This is a genomic window from Bradyrhizobium sp. NBAIM18, from assembly GCF_020193825.1.
GTDB classification, from domain to species: Bacteria; Pseudomonadota; Alphaproteobacteria; order Rhizobiales; family Xanthobacteraceae; genus Bradyrhizobium; species Bradyrhizobium yuanmingense.
Genome location: NZ_JADYVO010000027.1, coordinates 31,162 through 47,943, shown reverse-complemented (window position 1 = coordinate 47,943; position 16,782 = coordinate 31,162). Strand labels below are relative to the sequence as shown.

The window sequence follows — 16,782 nt, the reverse complement described above, 5'->3', positions numbered from 1 at the left end:
CGCGCGCGCCCATCCATTTCATGTTGGTCGTTAGTATGGGATTCTGCGTGCCACATTCTCCACCGTCGTCCCGGGGCGTGCGCAGCGCGAGCCCGGGACCCATAACCACAGGATGGTGTTTGGCGAAGACTCGCCGCTGTCGCGCTAAACTCCTCCCTGTGGTTATGGATCCCCGCGTTCGCGAGGATGACAGCGGAGGATGTGGCGGAGTCTTTGGCCATCGAGACAGACGTCAGGCCATCGCCTCCGGCTTCTTGTCGCGCCGCCCTTCCGCCAGGTTCCGCACCACGACGTAGAAGATCGGCGTGAACAGAAGGCCGAACAGGGTGACGCCGATCATGCCGAAGAACACGGCGACGCCGACGGCCTGGCGCATCTCCGAGCCAGAGCCGGTCGAGATCACCAGCGGCAAGACGCCGAGGATGAACGCGAACGAGGTCATCAGGATCGGCCGCAAGCGCAGGCGGCAGGCATCGATGACGGCCTCCAGCCGCGGCTTGCCTTCGTTCTCGATATCGCGCGCGAATTCGACGATTAGGATCGCGTTCTTCGCCGCCAGTCCCACCAGCACGACGAAGCCAATCTGGGTCAGAATGTTGACGTCCTGGCCCATGACGCGAACGCCGATGGTGGCGGCGAGCAGGCACATCGGCACGATCAGAATCACCGCGAACGGCAGCGTCCAGCTGCCATATTGCGCGGCGAGGACGAGATAGACGAACAGCACGCAGATGGGAAATACGTAGAGACCGGCATTGCCGCCGGTGACCTGCTGATAGGACAGGTCGGTCCATTCGAAGGTGAAGCCGCTCGGTAAAGTATCGTTCGCGAGCTGCTTGATGGCGTTGAGCGCGGTGGTCGAGCTCGTGCCCGGCGCCGGCTCGCCCTGGAGTTCGGACGCCGCATAGAGATTGTAGCGCGCGACGCGGTCGGGTCCCGAGACGTCCTTGAACTCGACCACGCTGCCGAGCATCACCATGTCGCCGGAAGCGTTGCGCGTGCGCAGGCGCGCAAGGTCGCTCGGTTCTTTCCGGAACGGGAAGTCGGCCTGCGCGGTGACGTGGTAGGTGCGGCCGAACAGGTTGAAGTCGTTGACATAGGTCGACCCGAAATAGGTCTGGATCGTCTCGTTGATGTTGGAGATGGGCACGCCCAGCTTCTGCGCCTTGGTGCGGTCGATGTCGACGAAGAGCTGCGGCGTGTTGGCCGTGAACGGCGAGAACACCGAGGGGGCGAGCAGCGAGGGCGATTTGCGCGCGGCGGCGACAAGCTCGTCGGTGGCGGCTGCGAGCATTTCAGGCCCGCGGCCCTGGCGGTCCTGGATGCGGATGGCAAAGCCGCCGCCGGTGCCGATGCCGGGCACGGCCGGCGGCGGAATCACAATGATGAAAGCGCCCTGGATCGCGGACAGGCGCTTGCGCAGCTCGGCGGTGATGGCATTCGCGGACAGGCCCTTCTTCAGCCGCGCCTCGGGCTCGTCGAACACCGGGAACAGCGCCGCCGCATTGCCGGCCTGCGTGCGGGTGGCGCCGGAGAAACCGGCAAAGGCGGCGACTCGAACGATGCCCGGCGTTTCCAGCGAGATCCGCTCGATCTCGCGAACGACCTCGGTGGTACGCGCCAGCGACGCCGCGCCCGGCAATTGCACGGATATGATGACGTAGCCGCGATCCTGCGCCGGGATGAAGCCCTGCGGCGTGGTCACGATCAACCAGCCGGCGCCGCCGATCAGCACGACGTAGATCAGCAGCATCACCACCGAATGGCGAATCGCGAAATTGGCGAGGCCGGCATAGCCATGCGCCAGCCGGTCGAACACGCGATTGAACACGCCGGTGAACGCATTCCAGCCGCGCGCGATGATGTTCCAGGCGGCCGGCGGCCGCTTTTCTTCGTGTGGCGTGAGGATCTGCGAGGCCAGCGCGGGCGAGAGCGTCAGCGAGCAGAAGCAGGAGATCGCCGTCGCAACGGCGATGGTGACGGCGAATTGCTGGAAGAACTGCCCGGAGATGCCGCCGAGGAACGCGGTCGGGACGAACACCGCGCATAGCACCAGGGCGATCGAGACCAGTGCGCCGCCGACCTCCTCCATCGTCTTCAGCGCGGCATCGCCACGACTGAGGCCGTGTTCGAGATGGCGTTCGACATTCTCGACCACGACGATGGCGTCGTCGACCACGATGCCGACCGCGAGGACGAGCCCGAACAGGGTGAGATTGTTGATGGAGAAGCCGAGCGCCGCCATCACCGCGAACGTGCCGACCAGCGAGACCGGAATCGCGATGATCGGAATGATCGCGGGCCGCCATCCCTGCAGGAACACCAGCACGACGACGACCACGAGCAGCATGGCCTCGTAAATGGTCTTGATCAGCTCGTGGACCGACTGGGCGATGAACTCGGTCGGGTTGTAGCCGATATTGAAGTCGAGCCCCCTGGGAAAGCTCTCCTTGAGCCTCGTCATGGTGTCGGAGATGTTCTTTGCGGTCGCGAGCGCGTTCGAGCCCGGCCGCTGCGTCACCAGCATCGCGACCGCCGACTTGCGCAGCAGAAAGCTGTTGGTGCTGTAAGCCAGCGCCCCGAGCTCGATGCGGGCGACGTCGCGCAGCCGCACCGTGCGGCCGTCAGGGCCGGCCTTGATCAGGATATCCTCGAACTGCTTCTGGTCCTTCAAACGTCCGGTGAAGGTGAGGTTGGGCTGGAAGGCGCGATCGGCGATCGGCGGCTCGGCGATCTGACCGCCCGCGATCTGCACGTTCTGGGCGCGGATAGCCGCGAGCACCTCGGCCGAGGTCAGGCCGAGATTGGCGATTCTGTCAGGGTCGAGCCACAGCCGCATCGAATAGTCGCGGGCGCCGAAGATCTGGATGTCGCCGACGCCGTCGATGCGCAAGAGCTGGTCGCGGACCTGGAGCAGCGCATAATTGGAGATGTAAAGCTGGTCGAACGTGTCGTCCGGCGACAGCATGAACACGACCATTAGGATGTCGGGCGAGTTCTTGCGGGTGGTGACGCCGTTGCGCTGCACTTCCTCTGGCAGGCGCGGCTGCGCGATGGCGACGCGATTCTGCACGAGCACCTGGGCCTTGTCGAGATCGGTGCCGAGCTTGAAGGTGACGGTGATGGTGAGCTGGCCGTTCGAGGTTGCCTGGCTGTAGAGATACAGCATGTCCTCGACGCCGTTGATCTCCTGCTCGATGGGAGCAGCGACCGTGTCGGACACGGTCTGGGCGGAGGCGCCGGGATATTGCGTCGTGACGACGACGGTCGGCGGCACCACTTGCGGATATTCGGAGACCGGCAGCGTGGTGTAGGCGAGCGCACCGACGATCAGGAGCACGATCGACAGCACCATCGCCAAAATGGGCTGGTTGATGGAGAGGCGGCCAAGATTCATGACTTGCCACCGGCCGGCGCTTGCGCGGTCTGGGGAGCGACCTTGGCGCCGACGCGGGCGCGCTGGATGCCGTTGACGATGACGCGATCGTCCGGCTTCAGCCCTTCACGGATCACGCGCAGGCCGTCGTCGAGCGGACCGAGCACGACGGGGCGTGCCTCGACCGTATCATCAGGCTTGACCACGAACACGATCTTGCGGGACTGGTCGGTTGCGATCGCAGCGTCCGGAATCAGCAGCGCCTCGTAAGGCGCGCTGCCGATCAGGCGGACGCGGCCGAACTGGCCGGGCAGGATCGAAAGATCCGTGTTCTTCACCACCGCGCGGCTGCGCAGCGTGCCGGTCGAGACGTCCAGCCGATTGTCGAGGAAATTGACGGCGCCCTCGTGCGAGGGCTTGGTCTCGCCGGCCAGCGTCACCTGCACCGGGTTTGCGGTATCGCGCGAGCTCGGGCGCCGGCCTTCGAACCACAGCTTGCTGTATTTGATGAAGGTCGCTTCATCCATGTCGAAATAGATGTAGATCGGATCGAGCGCGACGATCGAGGTGAGCAGCGTCGAGGTGCCGGTGTCGCTGCCCTGCACGAGATTGCCGGGGCTGACGAGATGGCGGCTGATGCGGCCGGTCAGCGGCGCTATCACGTGGGTGAACTCGATGTTGAGCTTGGCAGCCTTCAGCGCGCCTTCGGCCTGCATCTCTGCGGCATGCGCGGCCTGCAGCGCCTGGCGGCGTTGATCGACGACCTGCTCGGAGACGGCGCTGGTCTGCACCAGATTGAGACCACGATCGAGCTCGCGCCTGGCAAGCTCCACTCGCGCCCGTGCGTCGGACAGCTGGCCCTCCGCCTGAGTGGCCACCGCCTCGAACGGGCGCGGATCGATCACGTAGAGCAGGTCACCCTGACGCACGATGGCGCCGTCCTGGAATTCGACCGAGTTGACGAAGCCGCCGACCCGCGGCCGCACCTGGACCTCCTCCACCGCCTCGAAGCGGCCGGTGAACTCGTCCCAATCGGTGACCGTGCGCTTGACCGGCTGGGCGACCGTCACCGGCGGCGCTGGCGGAGCCGCAGCCTGCGATGCCGGCTTGTCGCAGCCGGACAGGGCCAACGCGGCGGCGAGAAGCCCGGCGATTGCGCTGACCTGAACGAAATCGTGCTTTTTGATCAACTGCCTGCTTCCGTCCGGTCCGCTCATCCCCAGGTCCTCGCATCAAAGCCGCAGAAGATGCAGGGTACGCCTTTACCTGCGGGCGCCACAAGATGTGTTGCAAAGATGAACTCTTCAAGACCAATGCGCGCGCAATGCTCCGAACGGCGCCCTGACCGGATGACGGGTTGACAGAGAGAGAGACGGTGCCGGGCAAGGCAGTTGCGGCAAGCCGAACCCTGCCGTGAACGACGGGCACTCGGAATTGCGAGCTTTTCCCGGCGGCTGTCCTTCGAGATGCCCGCTTCAGGCGGGCCCATCCTGACAAAGAGAGCTACTTACGCAGCCTGGCCTTGGCGCCGGCGACGATCTGCATGGCGACGCCGGCCATCCAGCCGACCAAGACGAGCCAGGTCCAGGCCATGTGCGGATCGAGCCGGAGCACGATCACGGCGACCGAGGCGAAGGCGGTGAGCGTGGCGGAGAGCGTGCCGGCGGCGCTCATGAGCTCGGCGGCGTCAATTTGGCTGTGCGCATCGTCGAAAGGCATCTGCGGCGTGTCGATGCCGAGATAGAAGCCGATGCCGCCGAGCAGCATCATCAGCAGCAGGAAGCCCTGCGTGGTGAGGGTGGGGATCGCCGAGCCGACATAGGCGCCGACGAACAATCCGCACGCGGCCCCCGCCATGGCAAGGCCAACGCGCTCGAACACATGGGCAGTTTTACGAAAACGAAAGCGCATGGCCAGCCTCCGCGAGGCGTTGAGTATGGAGAGGTTAGGCCAGTTTTGGGGGGCATGGAAGGTGAGGAGGTTTACGGATGCGTGAGGGGTCGCAGCGCGCGCACCTCACTCGCTCTCACCTCGCCCCGAACGTGGTCTTGCCGAACAGCGCCTTTTGCGTGGACGGCTGCGAGCGCCAGTATTGCGGCGGCGCCTCGACCACGCCGCCGAGCTCGGCGGCAGCGTGCCAGCCCCAGCGCGGATCGTAGAGCAGGCCGCGGGCGAGCGCGACCATGTCGGCCTTGCCCGACGCGACGATCTCCTCCGCGTGCTTCGACTCGGTGATCAGGCCGACGGCGATGGTGGGCAGGCCGGTCTGGCGCTTGATCGCCTCTGCAAACTGCACCTGATAGCCGGGGCCGAGCGGAATTTTTTGCAGCGGCGAGACGCCGCCGGAGGATGCATCGATCCAGTCGACGCCGCGCGCCTTCAGTGCGTTTGCGAATTCGATGGTCTGTGCCAGATCCCAGCCGCCCTCGACCCAATCGGTCGACGACACCCGCATGCCGACCGGCTTGTCGGCGGGGAACGCGGCGCGCACCGCGTCGAACACCTCCAGCGGAAAGCGCATGCGGTTCGCGAGGCTACCGCCATATTCGTCGGTGCGCTTGTTGGAGATCGGCGACAGGAATTGATGCAAGAGATAACCATGCGCGCCATGCACCTCGATGGCGTCGATGCCGAGCCGCGCGGCGCGCTTTGTGCTGTCGACGAAGGCCTCGCGGATGCGCTTCAAGCCCGCGGCATCGAGCGCGAGCGGCGCGGCCTCGCCCTCCTTGTGCGGCACCGCCGACGGCCCGACCGTCTGCCAGCCGCCCTGCTCGACCGGGATCAGCTGGCCGCCGTCCCAGGGGCGGGCGCTGGAGGCCTTGCGGCCGGCATGGGCGAGCTGCATTGCGATCGCGGTGGAGGAATGCTTGCGCACCGAATGCAGGATCGGCTTCAGCGCGGCCTCGCAGGCGTCGCTGTAGAGCCCGAGGCAGCCCGGCGTGATACGGCCGATCGCCTCGACATGCGTCGCCTCGATGCAGAACATCGCCGCGCCCGACAGGCTAAGATTGTTGATGTGGGTGAAGTGCCAGTCGGTGGCAACGCCGTCATCGGCCGAATATTGGCACATCGGCGACACCACGAGGCGGTTCTTCAACGTCAGGCCGCGCAGCTTGATCGGGGAAAACAGGACGGACATGCGGGGAGTTCCGGGGGATGGAGGGAGATGGGATCAGTGTAGTGGGCGCGCGGCGGATTGCTAGCGGGGCGCGGGAATGGCGGGTCGCCTGTTCGTGCATTCCGGCAATGGCTTGATGGTCAGCTGCGCCACGGACTCCGCCGTCATCCCGGGGCGCGCCTCGCGCGAGCCGGGATGACGGCGGAGTTTGCCGCAGGGCAGTGCCGGCTACTCCGCCAGCGTGAATTGCAGCAGCAGGGTTCGCTGCAGCATCGAGAAATTGTCGTCGGAGATCAGGGTCAGCACCGTCTCGCCGTCGGCGGTGACGTGGGCGTCGATGCCTTCCATGTTGTCGATCTCGTGGCCGAGATCGGCGGCGAACAGCGTCAGGCCGTCGACGACGGCGCCCGGCGCGATTCCCTTCAGCGGGATCGCGCGGATGCGGATGTTGACGCCGGTGAACCAGGAAAATTTACGTTCGAGGATGAGCAGATCGCCCGATGGCAGCAGCACCGCGTCGCTGATGTCGAAATTCTCCGAGCGCCGCACGCTGAATTGGCCGGGCGTCGAGCCGCCGATCAGGAAAGCGAGGAGGTTGCCGTCGGCATCGAGCCCGCGCTCGGAAAAGGCGATCAGCGTGCCCGCGAGCGGCTGGGCCTGGCTCTTGCCCGGTCCCTGCGCTTTGGGCACGACGACCATCGCCTCCAGCCCCTTGTTGTAGGGCAGCTTGCGCAAGGCCGGCGGGACGGCGATCACTTCGCCGCGGGCGCCGGTAGCACCCTTGGCGAAATCATAGCGCAGGATCTGGTTGACGCGTTCGAGCCCGACATAGACGAGGTTGCCGTCGCGCGCGAGCGACTCGGTATCGTACCAGAGCCGCTTCTCGGTGATCGGCCGCCCGTCGGCGCCCAGCACCGGCGCGGCCTCGACGTCGGCGAGCCCAATCATCTCGCGGCCGGAATAGCGGATGCTGCCGGTGAACCAGCCGCCCTGATCGGAGATCGCGAGAAAGCGCTCGCCCTTGCCGTCGAGGAAGCGGAGGCCCGACAGCCCGCCGAAGCCGCGATAGGGCGAGGTCAGCACCAGGCCGCTGCGAAAATCCAGCGAGCCGAAGCGCGTGCGCGAGCGGTCGCGCGGCTCGAAATTGGCAATGCTACGCGCGTTGACCTCGACGCTGACCGGCGCGGTGACGGCATGCTCGAGCTGGAGGGCGCGCGGCGGCGGCTCGGTCTTGGGCTGCAGCTGCGCCTGCGCCAAGCGCGGCAGCGCGAGAGTGGAAAATCCCGCCGCCGCGAGGCTGACGAAGCTGCGGCGGGATGGATGCGTGCTCACGAATGCAATTTGCGTCGCGGGCGACCGGCCGCTTGCGTTGGCGCCGTGTTGGTCTCGCTGAAGAGCTCGGCAAGCTTTTCGGTGATCGCGCCGCCGAGTTCTTCCGCGTCCACGATCGTTACCGCGCGGCGATAATAGCGCGTCACGTCATGGCCGATGCCGATCGCGATCAGCTCGACCGGCGAGCGGGTCTCGATCTCCTCGATGATGTGGCGCAGATGCCGTTCGAGGTAGTTGCCGGGATTGACCGACAGCGTGGAATCGTCGACCGGCGCGCCGTCCGAGATCATCATCAGGATCTTGCGCTGCTCGGGCCGGCCGAGCAGGCGCTTGTGCGCCCAGTCCAGCGCCTCGCCGTCGATGTTCTCCTTCAAGAGGCCCTCGCGCATCATCAGGCCGAGATTTTTTCGCGCACGGCGCCAGGGGGCGTCGGCGGACTTGTAGATGATGTGGCGGAGATCGTTGAGGCGACCGGGATTGGCCGGCTTGCCGGCGGCAAGCCACGCCTCGCGCGATTGCCCGCCCTTCCAGGCGCGCGTGGTGAAGCCGAGAATCTCGACCTTGACGCCGCAACGCTCCAGCGTGCGCGCGAGGATGTCGGCACAGGTCGCCGCGACCGTGATCGGGCGTCCGCGCATCGATCCGGAATTGTCGAGCAGCAGCGTCACCACGGTGTCGCGGAACGTCGCCTCCTTCTCGTGCATGAAGGACAGCGGGTGATAGGGATCGGTGACGACGCGTGACAGGCGCGCCGGGTCGAGAATGCCCTCTTCGAGATCGAACTCCCAGGCGCGGTTCTGCTGTGCCATCAGGCGGCGCTGCAACCGGTTGGCGAGACGGGCGACGATGCCCTGCAGATGTGCGAGCTGCTTGTCGAGATAGGCGCGCAGCCGCTCCAGCTCGTCATGGTCGCAGAGGTCCTCGGCGGCGATGACCTCGTCGAACTTGGGCGCGAAGGCGTGATATTCCGGCCCACGCGGCTCGTTCCTGCCGTGCTGGTTCGGGCGCGTCGCCTCGCCCGGCGTCTCGTCGTCACCGAGCTCGCCGTCGTCGAAGGTGTCGGAGGTCGAGGCCTGCGCGCTTTCCATCGCGCTCTCGCTCATCTCCTCCGATGTTGCCTGCGCCTGGTCGGCGCTCATTTCCTGCGCGGCGTCGGAATCGGGCGAGCCTTCGGCGCCGGACTGGTCGTTGTCGCCGTCCTGGTTCTCCTCGTTCTCGTCATTGTCTTCGCTGTCGGCGTTGCGCTCGTCGCCGAGCTCGAGTGCCGACAGCAGGTCATGCACGGCATCGCCGAACTTGGTCTGATCCTCGAGCACGCCGTCGAGCCGGTCGAGCCGCTTGCCGATCTTGTCTTCGAGGATCGGTCGCCAGAGATCGACCATCTTCTTGGCCGCCGTCGGCGGCGCCATGCCGGTGAGGCGCTCGCGCACCAGCATCGCCAGCGCGTCCGCCAGCGGCGCGTCGGCGCGGTCGGTGATCTCGTCGAACTTGCCGCGGTGGAAATGGTCGTCGAGCATCGCGGTGAGGTTCTTGGCAACGCCCGCCATGCGGCGCGCGCCGATCGCCTCGACGCGGGCCTGCTCCACCGCCTCGAACACGCCGCGCGCCTGCGGATTGCCGGGCATCAGCTTGCGGTGAACCTTGGGATCGTGACAGGCGAGCTTGAGCGCGATGGAATCGGCGTGGCCCCGCACGATCGCGGCGTCACGCTTCGTCATCTTGCGCGCGGGCTCGGGCAGCCGCGCTTTGCCGGGCGCAAGGCCCGGGCGCTCGGCAGCGAAGGAGACGTCGAGCTCGGGCGCCTTCGCGATCGCCTTCAGACAGGAGGCGACCGAGCGCTTGAACGGCTCGGTCGGTGCTTCCTTGTTGCTGCGGAATTTGGAGTTGGAGGTGGTCATCTGACCCTATCTGTCGTCCCGGCGAAGGCCGGGACCCATAACCACCGGCCGCTCTTGTGTCAGGAAACTATCAGCGTCGCTTCAATCGAGACATCACGCGGTATGGGTCCCGGCCTTCGCCGGGACGACACACCGTGAGAGATCAGCTCAGCGCGACGTTGACTGCCGATTCCGGCAGCTCCGCATTGAAGCAGCGCTGGTAGAACTCGGCGACCAAGGGCCGTTCGAGCTCGTCGCATTTGTTGAGGAAGGTGACGCGGAACGCAAAGCCGATATCGCCGAAGATGTCGGAGTTTTCCGCCCAGGTGATCACCGTGCGCGGGCTCATCACCGTCGACAGATCGCCATTGGCGAAGGCGTTGCGGGTGAGATCGGCGAGGCGCACCATCTTGTTGACGATGTCGCGGCCCTCCTGCGTGCGATAGTGCTTGGCCTTGGCCAGCACGATCTCGACTTCCTCGTCGTGGCTGAGATAGTTCAGCGTGGTGACGATCGACCAGCGGTCCATCTGGCCCTGGTTGATCTGCTGGGTGCCGTGATAGAGGCCCGAGGTGTCGCCGAGGCCGACGGTGTTGGCGGTGGCGAACAGCCGGAACGCCGGATGCGGCTTGATCACCTTGTTCTGGTCCAAGAGCGTCAGGCGGCCCGAAACCTCCAGCACGCGCTGGATCACGAACATCACGTCCGGGCGGCCGGCATCGTATTCGTCGAACACCAGCGCGACGTTGTTCTGCAGCGCCCAAGGCAGGATGCCGTCGCGAAATTCAGTGACCTGCTTGCCGTCGCGGACCACGATCGAGTCCTTGCCGACGAGGTCGATACGGCTGATGTGGCTGTCGAGGTTGACGCGCACGCAGGGCCAGTTCAGACGTGCCGCGACCTGCTCGATATGGGTGGATTTGCCGGTGCCGTGATAGCCGGTCACCATCACGCGGCGGTTCCTGGCAAAGCCCGCGAGAATGGCCAGCGTGGTGGCGCGGTCGAAGCGGTAATCGGAATCCACTTCGGGCACATGAGGATCGACTTCGGAATAGGCCGGGACTTCGAGATCACTGTCGATCCCGAACACCTGGCGCACCGACACCTTCATGTCGGGCAGGCCGGAAACTTCCTCAACTTTGGACAGGGCGGCGGTCGTCATCAATCCTCCGAGGTCCCGGGCGGTCCCGAAACCGGTTATTCGCACGTTGGCTGCGGCTGGGTGCTGAAAATCAACCTATCAGAGACAACGAGCCGGCAGAAGCCCGCCCACCAATCAAAGTTCCGTTGTCTTTTCATTTAGATAGGCAAGGAACGCAGTTTTTGGAGGGCTGCCTTGCGAATCACGCCGAAATTCGGGCGGGTGGGCCCCAATCCGTGCGAATGGTACTTTGGCCGTATGCAGTTACTTATGTAGGGTCCGAAGCCCTCATGCTCCAGCCCTTCAAGAGACGACGTGACGTCCTTTCTCGATCCCCTCATCGCCTTCGTTTCCGCCCATGCGTGGCTGGCCTATCTGACCCTGTTCCTGGCGGCGCTGCTCGAAGCCGTTCCGGTTGTGGGATCGGTGATCCCCGGCTCGACCATCATCCTGGCGCTGAGCGCCCTGGTCCCCGGCGGCGAATTGCAGCTGCCATGGGTGCTCTTGGCGGCCGCAACTGGTGCCGTACTCGGCGACGGGTCGGCCTATTGGATCGGGCACAGGCGGCAGCGCGAGATCCTCAACACCTGGCCGCTGACCAATTATCCGCGCGTCGTCGCCGAGAGCGAGAATTTCTTTCACCGCTTCGGCACCTGGGCCGTGTTCTTCGCCCGCTTCGTGCCGCCGATCCGCGCCTTCGTCCCGGTGACCGCCGGCGCGCTGGGCATGGCGCCCGCGACATTCTATGCCGTGAACATCCCGGCGATCCTGGCCTGGGCGCCGGCTCATGTGCTGCCGGGTGTGCTGGCTGTGTCGGCCCTGCATGAATATGCCGGGCTGCATCATCATGCGCATGTCGGCAAGCACATCTGGATGCTGACCGTTGCAGGGGTTGCGATCGTGCTGGGCGTGGGGATGTGGATCTATCGCCGACGGTATGGCGGCGCGACGGCCAAGCCGCAGGTTTAGGCAGACGCCACATCACAACCGTCGTCCCTGCGTTCGCAGGCACCGAGTTTGTGCGAGAGCATCGCACCCATGACATCCGTGTGATTGACCTGCTCGACCGCTAGCGGCACGTTGGCCCGGATCCTCGCGCCCGCCACCCCATGTTCACCATCGCCAGCCTCTGGATTCCCTTCACCATCGTTGCCGCGCTCGGGCAGGTCGCGCGCAATGCGATGCAGCGGTCGTTGACGAAGCCGCTGGGGACCTGGGGCGCGACCAATATCCGCTTCCTGTTCGGCTTTCCGTTCTCGCTGCTGTTCCTGGGGCTGGTGCTGCTCGCGACCGGCGATCATCTGAGCCCGCCGCCAGCCGTGTTCTGGCCATGGCTGCTGTTGGGCGCGCTCAGCCAGATCGTCGCCACCGGGCTGATGCTGCTCGCGATGAACGACCGCTCGTTTGTCGTGACGACGGCCTACCTGAAGACCGAGGCGATCCAGACCGCGATATTCGGCTTCGTCTTCCTCGGCGATCACCTGACCTGGCTGAAGGTGCTCGCGATCATGATCGCCACCGTCGGCGTCGTCATCACCGCGCTCCGCCCCGGCGGCGACAAGAGCTTTGCCGAGCTGAAGCCGACCATCACCGGCCTCGTTGCCGCGGCGGCCTTCGCGCTGTCAGCGGTCGGCTTTCGCGGCGCCATCATCAATGTGCCCGATGTGTCCTTCGTGACCGCGGCGTCAATCACGCTGGTGCTCGGCCTGTTCGTGCAGACGCTGATCCTGACGATCTACCTGCTCTGGCGCACGCCGGACGTGCTACGAGGAATCCTCAGGTTATGGCGACCGTCGATGCTCGCGGGCTTCATCGGCGCCTTCGCTTCGCAATTCTGGTTCCTCGCCTTTGCACTAACGGCAGCCGCCAACGTCCGCACGCTCGCCTTGATCGAGGTGCTGTTCGCGCAAGCCGTGGCGTATTACTCGTTCAAGCAGCCGATCGCGCCGCGCGAGCTTGCAGGCATCGCGCTGATCGTCGTCGGGGTCGCTGTGCTGGTGGGAGCTTAATTCCGGTCTTCCGGCAGCGTCGGCAGCGGTGAGACCTCGATGCCTTCGTCGATCAGCGACTTCGCCTCTTCGGGCGAGGCTTCGCCATAGATTGGGCGGTGCTCCTTGTCGCCGTAATGCATGGCGCGGGCTTCGTTGGCGAAGCGCTCGCCGACATTGTCGGCGTTCTTGACGATGTGGTCGCGCAGCTCTTTCAGCTTGGCGCGCAGCTCGCGCTCCTGCGCCATCAGCAGCGAGGTCGGCCCTGACGGCGCAGCCTCGGGTGTGGTCGCGGCCACGGGCTCCGGCGGCGGCGTGGCGCGGCCGCGCCCCTTCTTGCCGACGATGCGCGGCGCCATGATCGCCTTGTCGACCTTGGCTGAGCCGCAGATCGGGCAGGTCACGAGCTTGCGCTTCACCTGCGAATCATAGGCCGACGAGCTCTGGAACCAACTTTCGAAGGCGTGATTGCGGTCGCAGTGGAGCGCGTAGCGGATCATGCCGAGCCCCGCACGAGGTGCAAATGGTCCGGCCCGGCCTTGGGATCGGAGACGCCGAAGCGGCGGCCGTGCTGGAGCGAGGGAATCGCCCGGCGCGCGGTCTCGACCTTGGCCGGGTCGATCCTAGCCATGATGATGCCCGGCTCGACATCGCCTTCGGCGAGGATCTCGCCCCAAGGATCGACGATCAGCGAATGCCCGTAGGTCTCGCGCTTGTTCTCGTGGGTGCCGGCCTGCGCCGCGGCGAAGACGAAGCAGCCGGTCTCGATTGCACGGGCTCGCAGCAGCACATGCCAATGCGCTTCACCGGTCTTGCGGGTAAAGGCGGACGGCACGGTGATGAAATAGGCGCCGCTTTCTGCGAGCGCGCGGTACAGCGCCGGGAAGCGCACATCGTAGCAGATCGTCAAGCCGATGCGGCCCCAGGGCAGATCCGAGATCACGGCGGTCTCGCCCGGCTGGTAATTGGCGGATTCGCGATAGCTCTCGCCGTCCGGCAGCTCGATGTCGAACATGTGGATCTTGTCGTAGCTCGCGAGCACATTGCCCTCGGGCCCGATCAGGAAGGAGCGGTTGACCGCCTTCTCCGGCGAGAAGCGCAGCGCCAGCGAGCCGACATGGAGGTGAATCTTCAGCTCCGCCGCGAGCGCCCGGTAGGCCTTCAGCGAGGCGTCGTCCTCTTCGCTCTGGAGATGCTCGAACAGCGCCTTGCGGTTCAGCTGCATCATGTTGCTGACTTCGGGTGTCTGCACGTAATCGGCGCCATCGGCCGCAGCCTGCCGGATCAGCTTCGTAGCCTGCTCGAGGCTCGGCCCGGGCATCAGGCCGGTGCGCATCTGCACCATGGCGGCCGTGAACGTGCGGTTCTCGCTCATGATACCGCCTTCACGCTTTCGAGCATGCCATCGAGCTTGCCTTCGCGATCGAGCGCATAGAGGTCGTCACAGCCGCCGACATGGGTGCCGCCGATCCAGATCTGCGGGAAGGTCGAGCCCTGGCCGGCGCGGCCGTACATTTCCTGGCGCCAGGACGGGTTCTTGGCGACGTCGAATTCGGTGAAGGTCGCCTTCTTGCGGGTCAGCAGTGACTTGGCGGCGGAACAATAGCCGCAGCCCGGCCGGGTGTAGATCTCGACAGCAGCAGTCATTCGTCTGGCGCTCTCATGTCATGAATTCATTGAATTATATGGGACGGGGCCCGCTCTCGACAACCCGGGCAAAGACCAGCACGTCGACCTGGGCCGCCTTGGCGCGGAGCAGGGCCCGCGCGCAGGTGTCGAGCGTAGCCCCTGACGTCAGGACATCGTCGATCAGGACAACGCGGCGGCCCTGGACCTCGGCCTGACGGTCGGGAGATACCTGAAATGCGCCCTGCACATTGGTGGCGCGCTGGGCCCGCGACAGGCCGATCTGCTGCTCGGTGGCGCGCACCCGCCGCAGCACGTCGCCCCGCACCTTGATCCCGCTCTGCCGCTCGATGACACGCGCGAGCGCGCCCGACTGGTTGTAACGGCGCCGCCAGGCCCGCCGCCAATGCAGGGGCACGGGCACCAGCATGTCGGCGCCGGTCAGCAACTCGCGGCCCGCGCGGGCCATCCAGCGGCCCATGGCCGGCGCCAGATCGGTACGGTCCTGATACTTCAGCGCATGCACCAGCGTGCGCGCGACGTCGTCATAGCGCACCGCCGCGCGGGCGCGCTGATAGGCCGGCGGGCTCGCGATCGCCTCCATCGACAGCATCTCCGGGCCGGGGTCATAAACGAAGGGAATGCCGAGCCGCGGGCAATAGGGCCGTTCGATGAACGACAGCCGCGCCCAGCAGGAAGCGCAAACGCCCTCGCCATGGACCGGCTCCTGGCAGGATACGCACTGTGTCGGTAGCGCGATGTCGAGCGCGAGCTGCGCCGCCCGCGCCAGCACGTGGCGGCCGGCCGTCCACGCGCTTCGCAGCGGTGCGGCGATGGAACGGATGGGGGGAGCGTCGGCTTCCATGTGGGGAGGCTAACGCTGCACGCAGCGGATTGCCAGAACTGTGGAGATCGGCGTAACCAGCGGCATGGTCCGGACCGCTCAAATCCCGCCCGCCTTGTTTGATCGTGCCTTGCTGCAGAGGCGGCAGCAGCGCGCCCAGGCACAAGGCGCGGTCACATTCCTGCTCGAGCGGGTCGCCGAGGACATGTCCGACCGCTTGGCAGCGGTGATGCGGGAGTTTCACGCTCCCGCCGACCTCTGGACGCCCGGCGCGGGGCTGGCGGCGTTGCGCACGCGGCTTCCCTCCATCGAACACATCGCGCTCGACGCGGCCGGCGCGGAGAAGTTGCCCCTCGCGCCTGAGAGCCTCGATCTCGTCGTCTCGGCGCTGGCGCTGCAATACGTCAACGACCTGCCGGGCGTGCTCGCGCAAATCCGCCGGGCGCTCAAGCCGGACGGGCTGCTGCTTGCTGCCATGATCGGCGGCGACAGCCTCACCGAGCTGCGGCAGGCGTTTGCCGCGGCGGAAGCCGAATGCGAGGGCGGTGTGTCGCCGCGCGTGGCGCCGTTCGCTGACCTTCGCGACATCGGTGCGCTATTGCAGCGGGCGGGCTTTGCGCTGCCGGTGACCGACGTCGACCGTGTCGTGGTGCGCTATGCCAATGCGTTCGCCTTGATGCAGGATCTCCGCCGCATGGGCGCGGCCAACGTGCTGATCGAGCGGCGGCGGACACCGACGCGCCGCGCGACGCTGCTGCGGATGGCCGAAATCTACGCCGAACGCTTTGCCGATGCCGACGGCCGCATCCGTGCGACCTTCGACATCGTCTGGCTCTCGGGCTGGGCCCCGCATGCGAGCCAGCAGCAGCCGCTGAAGCCGGGATCGGCGAAAGCGAGCCTGGCGGAGGCGGTGAAGAAGGCGGGGAAGGAGTGATCTCTCTCTTCCGTCATGGCCGGGCTTGTCCCGGCCATCCACGTCTTTCAGGCTGGCACGAAGGCCGTGATGCCCGGGACAAGCCCAGGCATGACGCCAGAGAGCGGTACCCTTCGACCTCACATCAACAAATCGATCAGATGCGGGATCAGCGGAATGTCCGCGGGCGGCATCGGGTAATCGCGCAGCTTGTTGGCGCGGACCCAGGCAAGGTTCTGGCCCTCGCGTGCGGTGACCAACCCCTCCCAGCGCCGGCAGATATAGAGCGGCATCAGCAGATGGAAGGTCTCGTAACCGTAGCTGGCGAAGGTCAGCGGCGCGAGGCACGGCTCGGCGACGTTGATGCCGAGCTCCTCATGAAGCTCCCGGATCAGGCTCTCCTCCGGCCGCTCGCCCGGCTCGAGCTTGCCGCCGGGGAATTCCCACAGGCCGGCCAGGGCCTTTCCTTCTGGGCGCTGCGCGATCAGGACGCGCTTGTCGGCATCGACGAGCGCGCAGGCCACCACCAGTGTCACTTTGAGATCGGCCATGCGTGTCTGTCGCTCG

Annotated in this window: 15 protein-coding genes; 3 read left to right on the top strand and 12 right to left on the bottom strand. The window is 66.0% G+C overall.

Annotated features, from left to right (window positions below):
• Window positions 1–232: 232 nt before the first annotated feature.
• From I6F17_RS33760 to cobS, 7 genes are all read right to left on the bottom strand, one after another.
• Entirely contained in the window at window positions 233–3,397 is a 3,165-nt protein-coding gene (locus I6F17_RS33760; RefSeq protein WP_225130281.1) for a multidrug efflux RND transporter permease subunit, read from the bottom strand.
• Window positions 3,394–4,593, bottom strand: coding sequence for an efflux RND transporter periplasmic adaptor subunit (locus I6F17_RS33755; RefSeq protein ID WP_225130279.1), 1,200 nt, complete (start codon window positions 4,591–4,593; stop codon window positions 3,394–3,396). The genes I6F17_RS33760 and I6F17_RS33755 overlap by 4 nt, the downstream gene beginning before the upstream one ends.
• A gap of 286 nt (window positions 4,594–4,879) precedes the next feature.
• Window positions 4,880–5,287 (bottom strand): hypothetical protein, encoded by a 408-nt coding sequence (locus tag I6F17_RS33750; protein ID WP_036014633.1) that lies wholly within the window; start codon window positions 5,285–5,287, stop codon window positions 4,880–4,882.
• Window positions 5,288–5,402: 115 nt separating this feature from the next.
• Window positions 5,403–6,515, bottom strand: a complete 1,113-nt coding sequence (locus I6F17_RS33745; protein ID WP_225130277.1) for an NADH:flavin oxidoreductase/NADH oxidase — start codon at window positions 6,513–6,515, stop codon at window positions 5,403–5,405.
• Window positions 6,516–6,722: 207 nt separating this feature from the next.
• Window positions 6,723–7,826, bottom strand: coding sequence for an esterase-like activity of phytase family protein (locus I6F17_RS33740; RefSeq protein ID WP_036014638.1), 1,104 nt, complete (start codon window positions 7,824–7,826; stop codon window positions 6,723–6,725).
• The gene (gene cobT, locus I6F17_RS33735) at window positions 7,823–9,724 is read right to left on the bottom strand and encodes a cobaltochelatase subunit CobT (protein WP_128265522.1); all 1,902 of its coding nucleotides are present in this window, start codon (window positions 9,722–9,724) and stop codon (window positions 7,823–7,825) included. The genes I6F17_RS33740 and cobT overlap by 4 nt, the downstream gene beginning before the upstream one ends.
• Window positions 9,725–9,866: 142 nt before the next feature.
• Window positions 9,867–10,865: a cobaltochelatase subunit CobS gene (gene cobS, locus I6F17_RS33730; RefSeq protein ID WP_025032652.1), complete on the bottom strand. Its 999-nt coding sequence runs from the start codon at window positions 10,863–10,865 to the stop codon at window positions 9,867–9,869.
• A gap of 294 nt (window positions 10,866–11,159) precedes the next feature.
• Between cobS and I6F17_RS33725 the strand changes: the two genes are divergently transcribed.
• Together I6F17_RS33725 and I6F17_RS33720 are read left to right on the top strand one after the other, a co-directional pair.
• Window positions 11,160–11,813, top strand: a complete 654-nt coding sequence (locus tag I6F17_RS33725) for a DedA family protein (RefSeq protein ID WP_036042549.1) — start codon at window positions 11,160–11,162, stop codon at window positions 11,811–11,813.
• Between the two features lie 140 nt (window positions 11,814–11,953).
• Entirely contained in the window at window positions 11,954–12,853 is a 900-nt protein-coding gene (locus I6F17_RS33720) for an EamA family transporter (protein ID WP_036014647.1), read from the top strand.
• On the opposite strand, the gene I6F17_RS33715 is transcribed toward I6F17_RS33720, so the two are convergent.
• The 4 genes from I6F17_RS33715 to I6F17_RS33700 are packed head-to-tail and all read right to left on the bottom strand — an operon-like array spanning window position 12,850 to window position 15,323.
• Window positions 12,850–13,332, bottom strand: a complete 483-nt coding sequence (locus I6F17_RS33715; protein ID WP_036014648.1) for a DUF1178 family protein — start codon at window positions 13,330–13,332, stop codon at window positions 12,850–12,852. The two genes, I6F17_RS33720 and I6F17_RS33715, sit on opposite strands and share 4 nt — an antisense overlap.
• Window positions 13,329–14,207 carry a carbon-nitrogen hydrolase family protein gene (locus tag I6F17_RS33710; RefSeq protein ID WP_036014649.1) on the bottom strand — a complete coding sequence of 293 codons (879 nt, stop codon included), beginning with the start codon at window positions 14,205–14,207 and terminating at the stop codon, window positions 13,329–13,331. The genes I6F17_RS33715 and I6F17_RS33710 overlap by 4 nt, the downstream gene beginning before the upstream one ends.
• On the bottom strand, window positions 14,204–14,479 hold the full coding sequence (gene grxC / locus I6F17_RS33705; protein ID WP_036026245.1) for a glutaredoxin 3: 276 nt from the start codon (window positions 14,477–14,479) through the stop codon (window positions 14,204–14,206). Before grxC ends, I6F17_RS33710 begins: the two co-directional genes overlap by 4 nt.
• Window positions 14,480–14,513: 34 nt before the next feature.
• Complete coding sequence (locus I6F17_RS33700) at window positions 14,514–15,323, bottom strand: ComF family protein (protein ID WP_225130276.1); 810 nt, start codon at window positions 15,321–15,323, stop codon at window positions 14,514–14,516.
• A 64-nt stretch (window positions 15,324–15,387) separates the two neighbouring features.
• On the opposite strand from I6F17_RS33700, the gene I6F17_RS33695 reads away from it, so the two are divergent.
• Window positions 15,388–16,236, top strand: coding sequence for a methyltransferase domain-containing protein (locus I6F17_RS33695; protein WP_109141735.1), 849 nt, complete (start codon window positions 15,388–15,390; stop codon window positions 16,234–16,236).
• Window positions 16,237–16,355: 119 nt separating this feature from the next.
• On the opposite strand, the gene I6F17_RS33690 is transcribed toward I6F17_RS33695, so the two are convergent.
• Window positions 16,356–16,766, bottom strand: coding sequence for a (deoxy)nucleoside triphosphate pyrophosphohydrolase (locus tag I6F17_RS33690; protein ID WP_225130275.1), 411 nt, complete (start codon window positions 16,764–16,766; stop codon window positions 16,356–16,358).
• Window positions 16,767–16,782: the final 16 nt, after the last annotated feature.